Below are 12,052 nucleotides of genomic sequence, written 5' to 3' on the forward strand. Positions count from 1 at the left end.
TCATAAAATCTAAGTTTAAAGGTAGTCTTAAAATTTAATGCCACCTCATTCTTTTATGTCCTATTTAATAGATTTTAAAACCTTTAATCATTCTATTTATATGGCTCTGTTCAACCCCTATATAATGTAAAGTTATTGAAGGGTCAGAATGATTGAATATCTTTTGGAGTGTAACAACGTCCTTATATTGCATATAAAAATGATATCCAAAAGTCTTTCTTAAAGTGTGAGTTCCTAAGTTATAAAGTCCTAAAGTTTCTCCTGCATCTCTTAATATAGTGTAAGCTTGTTTTCTTCCAATAGGTCTGTTATAACCTTTCTTTGATTTTATAAGAAATTGGTCTAAATCTTTTTCATCACAATATTTCTTTATTTCTCTTTTTAATATTGGTGTCATTGGAAATATCTTTTGCTTTCCAGTTTTCTTTTCTCTAATGGAAATATAATCTTTTCCTTTAACATCTCTAATTCTAAGACTTAAAATATCACTTATCCTTAATCCTGAATTAATACCTAGTATGAACATAATATAATTTCTTTCACTATACTTTCTTAAGTAATTAGCAATCTCATGTACCTTATTTGAATCTCTTATTGGTTCAACATAGTTCATATACTACCTCACTTAACTAAAATTATTTCTTATTCTATGAAATACAAATAAAAGAAAGAGTTTTTATTATAATTAAAACTCTTTCTTTTATTTATTATGGTACATAAACTCTTACTATTTTATTAGAATCTGATGAATTTATCTCTAGAATTTTTTTTGTTTTTAGATATTTCATCTTTGTATAATGACAATTATATGTTCCAAAGAGTTGAATATCTCTAAAATCATCAAAACCATCATCTTCCCACATGATACTTATCTTTTGCGAACTACTATCAAATGCTATAACTATTGAAACATTTGCATTAAATGCAAGTTTCCTTCCTTTTTTTAATAAAACTTCTACCTTAGTATTAAATGGTCCATTTTGATGATTATTGGCAAAATAATATTTTTGTAATGCCTCAACACTCTGTAATTCTTGGTCTCTATCCAATTTTTTTCCCATTATTATCCCCTCCACAGATAATTATAAGTTAAAGTTTTATAATTTTCAAAAAAATTTATTATTTTTGTCTTAATGCTCCATTTACTCTTTTATAGCTACTATGTTTCATACATTCATCAATTCCTTGACAAGGATCATAAATAACTACTTCTTCTTGACACTTTCCTTTTTGATATTTACTACATAATGGTGAGAAAAATGAACATGCACATTTAAGTCTGTTCCCTTCCCACAACATATACATAGGTAACTTTCTCTTTTCCATTTATCTCACCTCTTTTTTTACAAAGTAAAAAGAGCCAACTATAAAGTTAGCTCTTCTAAAGTTTAAGTGGTTATTCATTTGATACTATTATATTAACGCATATAAAGTTAGCTATTCAACCACATAATAGTTAGAGTTTAGTCAGAAATTAGTTAGACTTTTTAAATTCATCATATCTAACTCTATTTTCTTAATTATTTTTGATTTTTTGCATATAAGATATTTAGGATTCATCCCTAATCTTTCAGCAATACTCTCCATATTCATTCCCCTAAAGTAATATGATGTGATTATCTCATACTCAACTTCATCTAAACATGATATTAGGTTTTCTATTTTCTTTATCCTCAACTCCTTATTTCTTTTCAAATATTTAAGAAACTGTATTCTCTTTTCCTTTGATAAAACTTCATTTACTACTGGATCTGTTATTTTATAAGTTGTTCCAGTTCTTTCTGAATATTGTAATGCTCCACATCCTTGATATTCATTTTCTACAGTTGCAATTTCTAATTCCAAAGCTCTTATTTCTCTTACTGTTTCTTTATAACTCTTTAATAATCCTTCTACATCATCCTTAAACTTAATCATATTACCTATCATTTGAATACCTCACTTTAACTTTTTTTATTTAAACTAACTAAGTTGTACAATATATAGCTTTTGTAAAGGAACTTTCACATCCTTTCATAATAACTTATATCCTAGTTAGTAAAAATCTTTTTATTTACTTAGTCATTTAATATTTATTCTCTAAACACCTTCTAATTAACGATATACTTCTTATTCCTAGCATACCTTTTAATATTTTCAAAATTAAATTTTTCACTCCTGCACCTACTATATTTTTATGAATAACTATCTTATTTTTGAATATAATATTAAATATAATATTAAATATAAAATTAACCATTGAGGTGATTAAATGCAAGGTGATTTAACATTACTGATAATCTTAGTATTAGCTTTATGCATATTAAAATGTCTTTAATTTTTAATTAAAGCTATAGAATAGATATATATGTATCTATTCTGTTAGATCATATGTTAAAATAAATCAAATAAACACTTCATTAATCACCTTTAAGATAGAGAGTTGTAAAACACAACTCTCTTTTTGATTACTCTTAGTCACTACCTAGAATGGAATATCCCCATCATCAACTGGTATCATATCATCATTGAATTTATCATTATTTACTTTACTATCACTTGAATCAATAAAATCAAATCCATCAACCGCTATATAAGTTATATATCTTCTTGTCCCATCTTGTGCATCATAACTTCCAGTTCTAATGCTCCCTGATATACTAAATCTTTTACCTTTAGTTAAATACTTAGCTATGACTTCTGCTCTTTTTGAATAAGCTATGCAATTTATAAAATCAGCTTCTTGTGTTCCATCTTCTTTTTTAAAATCTCTATTAACTGCTAGTGTAAATCTTGTTACTGCTGTTCCTTTATTAGCAGTAAATCTTAATTCAGGATCTTTAGATAATCTCCCAACTAAAACAACTTTATTCATTTAAATCATCCTCTCTAGTCATAATACTTTCTATTATTTCTTCCTCTTGCTATGGCAATAGTAGTAAACTTGTATTTATCATATTCTAGTTCTTTTGCCTTACGCTTCTTTTTTAAGTCATTAACATATCTAGCAACAAATTCTTCTTTACTTAGTTTCATATTAATCACTCCTAAAATTCTGATAATCTTTGAGTTGGCAAATTATAATTTAATTCAACTACTCCAGTTCTACCATTTCTACACTTAGCAAAGTTTATTTCTAAAACATCATCTACAATATCTTCCTTATCCTCTCTTGCTCTATAATAACCATCCCTATAAAGAAGTCCTATTACATCAGCATCTTCTTCAATGCTTCCAGTATCTCTTAAGTCTGATAGTATTGGTCTATGGTCTGCCCTTTGCTCTGATGCTCTTGAAAGTTGACATAATGCTACCATTGCTACATTTAACTCTTTAGCCATAGCCTTTAATGAATTTGATATATAGCTTGATTGTTCATATTTACTTCCCTTTGTTGTCGGTCTTATTTTTCCTATATGATCTACTATGATTACATCTAACCCATACTTTATTTGAATTTCTTTAGCTATTAATCTTATTTGATTTACTGTTATTGATGCAGGTTCATAAACAAATATGTTATTCTTCCTGCTTAACCTATCAAAAACATTTAATAAGCTATTCATCTCAGAATCATTGAATCTTCCTCTAGCAATCTTTCCATTTTCTATACATGTATTTGAAGCCAATAACCTTTGTCCCATTCCTTCGGTACTCATATCTAACTGAATATAAAGAACCTTGCCTTTTATATTTTCCATTATTGATAGTGATAAAGCTGTCTTTCCCATTGAAGGCCTTGCTCCAAATACAATAAAGTCTTTTTTCTCTAATCCATTTGTCGCATTATCTATTTTTTGAATTCCTGTACTTATTCCAGTTAATCCACTTTTATTATTAAAAGCTTTTTCTATCTTATTTAAAGTTTTCTCCATTACCTCACTCATTGTATAAAATTTATCTTCTCTATCTGATGAATTAAGCTCAAGCAAAGTATTTTGTAATAAATCCACTTTTGATTCAATACTTCCACCATCAGTTATTATACTTTTACAAGCAACAATTAACTTTCTTTCCTTACTCTTTTCTTTAACTAAGTTTAAATGACTATCAAATGTACCTCTTGATGTGTGATATGATATTTCAGTTAAATCAGATAAGGTTATAGCTTGTGCCTTTATTTCTTTGGATAACTTCTCAGCGACTATTGTTAAATCAAAACTTATGTTATCCTTAAACAACTCTCTCATAGCTCTATATGTAATTTTATTTTTAGAGCTATAAAAATCATTATCTTCCAAAGAACCCATAGCTTTTATCATAAAATCATTATCTTGTATAATAGTTCCTAAAATAGCTTTTTCACTATCAATAGCATAATTACTCTCCATACTCTCACCTTTAATAATCAAAATTACCTTTCTTTATATTAAGATTATCTTTACTTATTTCTTTTGTTCCTGCTCCAAGCTCTTGATTTAAATATCCTTCAAACTTATTACCAAATAAAGTTTCAGGCCTTAAATATTTCTCATACTCTGTACCTTTCCATTCAGAAACTTTATTATCTATAACCTTAAAAAATTCTTCTTCATTGAATCCTTCATCTAATCTAGCTTTAATTAAAGATTGTGTCTTTCTAGTAGTAGCTTTATATGATTTTCCAGTCTTTGAATTGAGATACTCTATAACTCGACTATATATAATATTATTTATATCTCTTATAGAAGAATCTTTGTTGGGATATATTGTCCTAACCCTTGGGACACTTTGTCCTAACCCTTGGGACATTTTGTCCCAAGGTATATATTCTGTTAAGTTATCTAATTTTGAAGTAACATTTATATAAGAAAATTTTCCTCTTATCCCATCTTTACAAAATAAAACTTTTCTTTCTATTATCTTTAAATCATCAAACTTTTTTAATCTTCTCTTAAGACTTCTTTGAGTTCCTATTATCGGTATTTGTTCTAATAAATATCCCTGATCTATCCATATAAAACGCTCTCCATCAATAATTTGAAACTGCATATTTTTACTTGAATACATATCTTTAATTACTGATAATATAAGAGCATCATCATTATCTAATCCTGATTCTATTAATTTTTTCTGACTAAATCCATGAATTGTGTATTTCAATTTTATACACCTCTTTTCTTGCCTAAATTAATCTTGGATGCTAAAATTAAATTGTAAGTATTTTTGAGTGCATTGATTGCTTTGGTCGGTATCAATACACTTGTTTAGAGCTTCTTTACATGACATACCATTTAAAGAAAGCTCTATTATTTTTTCAATAATTTTATTCATCTCAACTTTATCCATATTTAAACCCTTCTTACTAGCATTTCTGCTTCACTCAAAATCTCTAAGAATTTAATTTGTGATGTTTTCTTTCCAAAGCCAAGTCTATTAAATCTGATATCCTCTTCTGCAATACATAAAATAGTTTTAAAATCACAACTTGAATATTTGTTTTTTAATCTTTGAATTGCTTTTAATACCATAATTACCTCCTATAGCTTGTACAAATTATTTGCATTGTATTATTTCTTTAGCCTTTTCACTTTCAATCTCTATAGCCTTTTTAGCTAAGAAACTATTGAATTTTTCTATAGCCTCCATAGATGGTTGTTTTAATATTCTCACTTTAGTTGTTCCTATATATCCATCTGTTATAAATACATTTCCATCTTTTATAATTTTCTTTGGAAATAAACTTCTATCCCAATCTTTAGGATCATCTTTTTTTCTTCTTGCCATACTACCTAATCCTCCCCTAAATATTTTTCTGCTATAAGTCTCATTTCTGCTGCTCTCTTTTCTAATTTTGAAAAGAATTTTACTATAATTTCCAATTCTTTTCTTTCTGATACATCAATTACTCCATCTTCAACTATTTTTAATAATGTCTTCTGAATATTAACACTATCATCTAATGTATTAGCTACTGAAATTGCAAACTTATACAAATTATCAATATTCTCTGATTCAATTATTGGAGTAATTCTCTTGCCAATAGGACATTCATTACAACAATAATGATTTAAAAGTTCAGGAGCATTATATGCTTCTGCCATAATAACAACCTTATCTACTGGAACTACTTTACAAAGGTCTAATTCATAATCAGTTAATGAATCCTTTGAAATTCCTAAAAACTCTGAAGCTCCCTCCCTACTTGAAAATTTAGAATTAAATTCAGCAGCCTTTTTTCTTGCAATACAATACACATTATTAGCTGCTTTAGTTGGTTGTTTTGCCATGTATTTTCTTCTCCTTTCATGTGATAATCAAACTACACAATAAGTGTAGTTAGTTTGCAAAAAAAATTTCATCTAAAGTACATCTAAATTTACTTTTAAATTTTTTCAAGAAATTATAACTAGGATTTCTTATTCCCAATTCAATTTTAGTGTAGTACGATTCGGAAATTCCTAGTAATTTTGCTATTTCACTTCTGCTTAAATTCTTACTTAGCCTAAATCTTTGTAAACTATTCATGTAAACCTCCTACACTTATCGTGTGATTTAAATATACTACACATTTTGTGTATAGTCAAGTTTTTTAACACTTTTTGTGTTTTAATCTTTTTATAGATGTTTTTAACTTCACATTTTGTGTAAAATATATATAAGGATGGTGAATATAATTGTTTGGAAATAGATTAAAGACTTTAAGAAAAGAGAAGGATTTAACCCAAGCTCAACTAGCTAATATATTAAAAACATCAGCTAGTGCTATTGGAATGTATGAGCAAAATAGAAGAACTCCTGATACAGAAACTCTACAAACTTTATCAAACTATTTTAATGTATCTGTAGATTACTTAATTGGAAAGACAGAAATACGAGAATCTGCTGAACAATTATTAGAAGATAAATCAGTTACCATTGCTCTACACAATAAAAATGGTATTGATGATGAGCTTCCTGATGAAGCTAAAAAGGAAATTGAAAATTTTATTGAATATGTAAAACATAAATATAAAAAATAGTTTTTATAAACTATAAAAATAACTGATATTTATTTGGAGGAGACATTTTAATGAGTACTTTTTTTACAGATATTTCAATTGACAAACTTATCGTAAACCCTGAAAATTATAGATTTGATTCTGTTGACAATGAAACTTCAGCAATAAAAATAATGTTACAAAATCATAATAAAGCAATCAAAGAATTATTAAAGGATATTTTAGAAAATGGACTTAATCCACTAGAAAGATTATTAGTATTTAAAAAGAATGAATTTTATATTGTATTAGAAGGAAATCGAAGGGTAACTGCTCTTAAAATAATACATAATGTGAATCTTCTAAAAGATATTGAACAAAAATATTTTAATGAATATTCTAAAATACTTAATAACGCTAATTCTAAAATCAATATTGATAAGATTTCTTGCGCTATAACAGATAATATTTCCGATTCCAATAAATGGATTGCACTTAAACATACTGGATCTAATGGTGGAAAAGGTACTATTCCATGGGATACAACTCAAAAAAGACGATTTTTAAATAAAACAAATCCCAATAATTCATCTAATATAATAACTTCATTGTTCTCTTACATAAAATCAAGTAACATTTATGATGATACAATAACCCAAAATCTAACTAATATACCTATAACTACACTTGAAAGAATATTAAGTGATCCATATGTAAGAGAAAATATTGGTATAGATATTAAAAAAAATACTATATATAAATTATATCCAGATAGCGAAATAAAGAAACCATTGTCAAAGATTCTACACGATTTGATAAATAAAACAATTGTAGTAACAGATGTTTATACTAAAAATGATAGATTGGATTATATAGAAACTTTTAATAGCAACTCACTACCTAATTATGCAAATAAATTAAATAAACCAGTTGAAATATTATCTAATTTAAATCTTATCAATTTACCTTTACAAACAACTATTGATAATAACTCTAATAATGATAATAGTGCTAATACCGATAATATTAACTCTAACAATATCAATAATAGTGCTACTACTAATAATACTAGTAATAATACTAGTAATAATACTAGTAATACTAATAATATCGCTAATATTGATAATAATAACTCTAGCAATATCAATAATAGCACTAATAATAATAATAATAATAATAACAATACCGGTAATAGTAGCTCTATCAAATCTACTTCTCCAAAAAGAGATAATAAAGATATTAATAAAAGAAAAGCTCTAATTCCAAGTACATTTCATGTTAAAATAACTGTACCAAGAATACAACAAATTTATAAAGAATTAAAAAAATTAGATGTATCTGATTTTCCTAATTCAACCTCAGTTCTTTTTAGAGTATTTTTAGAATTAGTTGTAGATGAATATATAGAAAAGCTTAATTTAACTGGACTTTCAAATAACGATAAACTCAATAAGAAAGTACAAGCTTGCATTGATGATTTAAAAAGTAAAAATTTAATTGATAAAAACAAAGTAAAACCTATTAATGTAGCAATATCTAATCATGATAGTCTATTTTCAATAAATACATTTAATAGTTATGTTCATAATAAACATATGCTACCTGATGCAACTAATTTAAAAAACACTTGGAATCAATTTGAATATTTTATTTTAGTTTTATTAAATTCAATCACAAAATAATTTATGGCCAAAGTTTTATTTTTATGATAGACTTATATTGTAATTAAATGACTAAGGAGTTTACTTTATGAGCCTAAAAAATTATTCACCTCTAAGATACCCAGGTGGAAAAAATAAGTTATCAAAATATGTAGGTAATTTAATAAAATTAAATGATTTAAATGGTCATACATATGTTGAACCATTTGCTGGTGGAGCTGCTGTTGGTTTATATTTATTAATTAATGGTCATGTTGATAATATAATAATAAATGATTATGATAGATCAATTTATGCATTTTGGCGTTGTGTATTGTCATACCCAAATAAATTTTGTGAATTGATAAAAAATACTCCAATAACAATGGATGAATGGTACAAACAAAAAGAAATTCAAAACAATAAAAAAAATGCTAGAATTTTAGAATTAGGTTTTTCAACCTTTTTTCTTAATAGAACTAATCGTTCAGGTATTATAAAAGCAGGTGTTATAGGTGGCTATAATCAAAATGGAAACTACAAAATGGATTGTAGATTTAATAAAGAAGATTTAATAGAACGTATAAAATTAATTTCTCGTTATAAAAGACATATTAAACTTTATAATTATGATGCTATTGAATTAATTGATAAAATTATTAAACCAAACTCTGATAAAACTTTTACATTTTTTGATCCACCTTATTATAATCAAGGTTCAAATCTATATGTAAATTTTTACAAACATCAAGATCATGTGAATTTAGCAAATAAAATTAAAGAATTAGATCATACTCACAAATGGATTGTTACATATGACAACACTCCTGAGATTTTTAATATCTATAATGATTTTTCTTTTATTCAATATCCATTAAAATATACTGTTGAAAGAAAATATTATGGTGTTGAAGTTTTATTTTATTCAAAATCAACTATTATAAATGCATTTGATAAGAACTAGACAACTTTAATCTAGTTCTTATTTTCACAGTTTATAAGAACATATGTTCGACCTTTAAGTAAATAGATGCTATAATTATCCTGTAAATAAATAAAATGGATGGTGGAACTAATGAAAAGTTTAAGTGATATTTATAGTGTAATTGAAGATGAAAACATAGAATTAGAAGAAGTTTATTTTAAGTCATCTAATATCGAAGGTATATATTTTAAAGTATCAGGAATGAATCCTATAATTGGAATACATAAAAATTTACTTACTGATACTAGAAAATATATATCTGTGTTAGCTGAGGAACTTGGCCATCACTTTACCTCCTCAGGCAATTTAACATCTGAATGTATAACTTACTCTGATAAAATTAATAGAAGTAAGCAAGAAAAGAAGGCTAGAATGTGGGCTGCTAACTATTTAGTTTCTGATGAAGAAATAATTGAAGCTTTATTACACATATCTGGTACTTTAAGTGGATTGGCTCTCCATTTTAATGTTACTGAAGAAATTATAAAATATAAGTTATTATCACTCTACCTAAAAGAAGATAAGTTTAGGATATCTAAATTAATGATTATGGAAGATGAAATAATTTATAATTCTTGTTCTGTTTAATGGAGGTCTATTATGAAAAAAGTTGCTATTTATTCAAGAAAATCTGTTTTAGTTGAAGGATCAGTATCAATAGAAACTCAGATTAATATGTGTAAAGATTATATAAATAATAAATTTCCTAATGCTAAATTTAAAGTTTTTGAAGATGAAGGTTTTTCAGGTGGAAATACTAATAGACCTGCCTTTCAAAAAATGCTTAGAATGGCTCAACTAAATGAAATTGATATAGTTGTTTGTTACAAAGTAGATAGAATTGCTAGAAACACTTTAGACTTCTTAAAAATATTAGAACTATTTAAAGAAAATAATGTTGAACTTATTTCTATAAGTGAAGGTTTTGACCCCAATACTCAAATGGGAAAAGTTATGTTGACACTATTAGCTAGTTTTGCTGAAATGGAGAGAACTAATATTCAACAAAGAGTAAAAGATAATTTATTATCTATAGCTAAAAAAGGCAAATGGACTGGTGGCTCCCCTCCTACTGGATTTAAAAATGGTTTAAATGGTGGACTTGAATGGAATAAACAAGATATGATTTTAGATGTTTTTAATATGAAATATGAGAAAGAAAAAAACTCTAATATTATTAAATATATAAAAGAAAAATATAATCATAATTTTCTTGGGGGAACTTTAGCTACCACATTAAGAAAACCTATATATGTTAAAAGCTCTCCCTCTGTATCTTTATACTTAAAGACTAAAGGATATATAGTTCAAGGTGATGAAGATAATATACATTCCTATCTAACATATACAGATAAAGAAACTAAATATGCTATTGTTAGTGATATAGTTGGATTAATAGAGCCTTCTATTTGGATTTCTATAAATAAAGATATGGATAAAAATATATCAAGAGAAGGTAATAGATTTAGTGAGAAATTTTGGCTTACTAAAACAGTTAGATGTAAGTATTGTGGTCAAACATTTTGTGGACAAACCAAAACAACTAAAACCAAACATTATAATAAACATGGTGAAGAAAAAATATATATTTCTACTTATAGTTATTATTCTTGTAGGGATGCTGTTCGTGGTAAATTAAAAACTTGTACGAATACTAAAAGAGTTAAACAAGAAATATTAGAATTTAAGGTATCTGAACTTATACATTTGCTTAAAGATAAAAAAACATTTAATTCTTCATATTTTTCTAATAAAATAGATAATTCTTCTAAAATAGATACTATAAAAAAACAAATAAAAAGTATTGATAAAACTATAAATAATCTTACTGACAAAATAGCTCTACTAAGTAATGAAGCTTCCCTTATTTTTATATCTAAATTAGAAGAATTAGTAAAAGAAAAATCTATATTAAAAGATAATTTGCTACAACTAGAATTACAAGAGCTTAATTCAAATACTAAAAAAGATAGCTCATTAGTCTATAATAATATACTTGCATTTAATGATGATCTTAGTGTAGATGACAAAAGAAAAATAGCTATGAGTTTATTTAAAGAAATTATATATGATCCTGAAACTGATTCTTTAGATGTTACTTTCATGTAACATCTATTTTTGTCTAAATAAACATTGGAGAACATCCACCACGAATATATCCAGTATATTTCATTATATCCTTAACTGCTATCATTTCAACTTTCTTTTCTCCAGCTATCTTAGCAGCATTTTTTAAATCTAATTCTTCTGCAACTGGTATAACAAAAACATATAACTCTTTGCTTGTTCCTTGAGCTACTAAGGTTTTAAATACATTTTTCTCATCTACTCCAATTTTATGAGCTACAGATATTCCATCTATCTTTCCATCTTCGCTTTCATAACTTAACATTTCATATGAAACCTTTTTAGAATCTAATATTCTCATAGCATTTGTCTTAAGCTTCTTATCTTTTGCCATAATTTTCACCTCTTAAACTTAAATCATTTATAATTATACAATAAAATTCTTTAAAAACTAAGCTTAACTTAATATTATCTCAGATGAA

General features: G+C 26.0%; 18 protein-coding genes and 1 pseudogene. 5 read left to right on the top strand and 14 right to left on the bottom strand.

All coding sequences use genetic code 11. From position 1 onward, the window contains the following. Window positions 1-64 precede the first annotated feature (64 nt). The 13 genes from CPF_RS07740 to CPF_RS07790 all read right to left on the bottom strand — a co-directional run bounded on the left by CPF_RS07740 (window position 65) and on the right by CPF_RS07790 (window position 6,426). On the bottom strand, window positions 65-613 hold the full coding sequence (locus CPF_RS07740; protein WP_011590791.1) for a site-specific integrase: 549 nt from the start codon (window positions 611-613) through the stop codon (window positions 65-67). A gap of 94 nt (window positions 614-707) precedes the next feature. Then, window positions 708-1,061 carry a hypothetical protein gene (locus tag CPF_RS07745; protein WP_011590792.1) on the bottom strand — a complete coding sequence of 118 codons (354 nt, stop codon included), beginning with the start codon at window positions 1,059-1,061 and terminating at the stop codon, window positions 708-710. A 58-nt stretch (window positions 1,062-1,119) separates the two neighbouring features. Then, a complete protein-coding gene (locus CPF_RS07750; protein WP_011590793.1) occupies window positions 1,120-1,326 on the bottom strand; it encodes a hypothetical protein in 207 nt (68 codons plus the stop codon). Between the two features lie 141 nt (window positions 1,327-1,467). Next, a complete protein-coding gene (locus CPF_RS14675) occupies window positions 1,468-1,929 on the bottom strand; it encodes a sigma-70 family RNA polymerase sigma factor (RefSeq protein ID WP_011590794.1) in 462 nt (153 codons plus the stop codon). 535 nt (window positions 1,930-2,464) lie between these two features. Continuing rightward, on the bottom strand, window positions 2,465-2,854 hold the full coding sequence (locus CPF_RS07760; RefSeq protein WP_011590796.1) for a single-stranded DNA-binding protein: 390 nt from the start codon (window positions 2,852-2,854) through the stop codon (window positions 2,465-2,467). 14 nt (window positions 2,855-2,868) lie between these two features. Continuing rightward, window positions 2,869-3,015, bottom strand: coding sequence for a hypothetical protein (locus tag CPF_RS14890; RefSeq protein ID WP_011590797.1), 147 nt, complete (start codon window positions 3,013-3,015; stop codon window positions 2,869-2,871). A gap of 11 nt (window positions 3,016-3,026) precedes the next feature. After that, window positions 3,027-4,310 carry a DnaB-like helicase C-terminal domain-containing protein gene (locus CPF_RS07765; RefSeq protein ID WP_011590798.1) on the bottom strand — a complete coding sequence of 428 codons (1,284 nt, stop codon included), beginning with the start codon at window positions 4,308-4,310 and terminating at the stop codon, window positions 3,027-3,029. 10 nt (window positions 4,311-4,320) lie between these two features. After that, complete coding sequence (locus CPF_RS07770; protein ID WP_011590799.1) at window positions 4,321-5,061, bottom strand: conserved phage C-terminal domain-containing protein; 741 nt, start codon at window positions 5,059-5,061, stop codon at window positions 4,321-4,323. Between the two features lie 27 nt (window positions 5,062-5,088). Next, window positions 5,089-5,247, bottom strand: coding sequence for a hypothetical protein (locus tag CPF_RS14895; protein ID WP_158301054.1), 159 nt, complete (start codon window positions 5,245-5,247; stop codon window positions 5,089-5,091). A 2-nt stretch (window positions 5,248-5,249) separates the two neighbouring features. Further along, the gene (locus CPF_RS07775) at window positions 5,250-5,429 is read right to left on the bottom strand and encodes a hypothetical protein (protein WP_011590801.1); all 180 of its coding nucleotides are present in this window, start codon (window positions 5,427-5,429) and stop codon (window positions 5,250-5,252) included. 25 nt (window positions 5,430-5,454) lie between these two features. Next, entirely contained in the window at window positions 5,455-5,685 is a 231-nt protein-coding gene (locus CPF_RS07780; RefSeq protein ID WP_011590802.1) for a hypothetical protein, read from the bottom strand. A 5-nt stretch (window positions 5,686-5,690) separates the two neighbouring features. Continuing rightward, window positions 5,691-6,188: a helix-turn-helix domain-containing protein gene (locus CPF_RS07785; protein ID WP_011590803.1), complete on the bottom strand. Its 498-nt coding sequence runs from the start codon at window positions 6,186-6,188 to the stop codon at window positions 5,691-5,693. Between the two features lie 49 nt (window positions 6,189-6,237). Continuing rightward, a complete protein-coding gene (locus CPF_RS07790; protein ID WP_011590804.1) occupies window positions 6,238-6,426 on the bottom strand; it encodes a helix-turn-helix domain-containing protein in 189 nt (62 codons plus the stop codon). A 149-nt stretch (window positions 6,427-6,575) separates the two neighbouring features. On the opposite strand from CPF_RS07790, the gene CPF_RS07795 reads away from it, so the two are divergent. The 5 genes from CPF_RS07795 to CPF_RS07815 all read left to right on the top strand — a co-directional run bounded on the left by CPF_RS07795 (window position 6,576) and on the right by CPF_RS07815 (window position 11,612). Beyond that, window positions 6,576-6,920 (top strand): helix-turn-helix domain-containing protein, encoded by a 345-nt coding sequence (locus CPF_RS07795; protein ID WP_011590805.1) that lies wholly within the window; start codon window positions 6,576-6,578, stop codon window positions 6,918-6,920. A 50-nt stretch (window positions 6,921-6,970) separates the two neighbouring features. Continuing rightward, window positions 6,971-8,560: a hypothetical protein gene (locus tag CPF_RS14850; protein ID WP_011590806.1), complete on the top strand. Its 1,590-nt coding sequence runs from the start codon at window positions 6,971-6,973 to the stop codon at window positions 8,558-8,560. Between the two features lie 67 nt (window positions 8,561-8,627). Then, window positions 8,628-9,482: a DNA adenine methylase gene (locus CPF_RS07805; protein WP_011590807.1), complete on the top strand. Its 855-nt coding sequence runs from the start codon at window positions 8,628-8,630 to the stop codon at window positions 9,480-9,482. Between the two features lie 111 nt (window positions 9,483-9,593). After that, window positions 9,594-10,091, top strand: a complete 498-nt coding sequence (locus CPF_RS07810; protein WP_011590808.1) for an ImmA/IrrE family metallo-endopeptidase — start codon at window positions 9,594-9,596, stop codon at window positions 10,089-10,091. A gap of 12 nt (window positions 10,092-10,103) precedes the next feature. Then, window positions 10,104-11,612 carry a recombinase family protein gene (locus tag CPF_RS07815; RefSeq protein ID WP_011590809.1) on the top strand — a complete coding sequence of 503 codons (1,509 nt, stop codon included), beginning with the start codon at window positions 10,104-10,106 and terminating at the stop codon, window positions 11,610-11,612. Between the two features lie 22 nt (window positions 11,613-11,634). Here CPF_RS07815 and CPF_RS07820 read toward each other — a convergent pair. Further along, window positions 11,635-11,964 (bottom strand): annotated as a pseudogene (locus CPF_RS07820) (aminoacyl-tRNA deacylase); the annotation flags it as partial. Between the last annotated feature and the right edge of the window lie 88 nt (window positions 11,965-12,052).

This window comes from Clostridium perfringens ATCC 13124 (assembly GCF_000013285.1).
Taxonomy (GTDB): Bacteria; Bacillota; Clostridia; order Clostridiales; family Clostridiaceae; genus Sarcina; species Sarcina perfringens.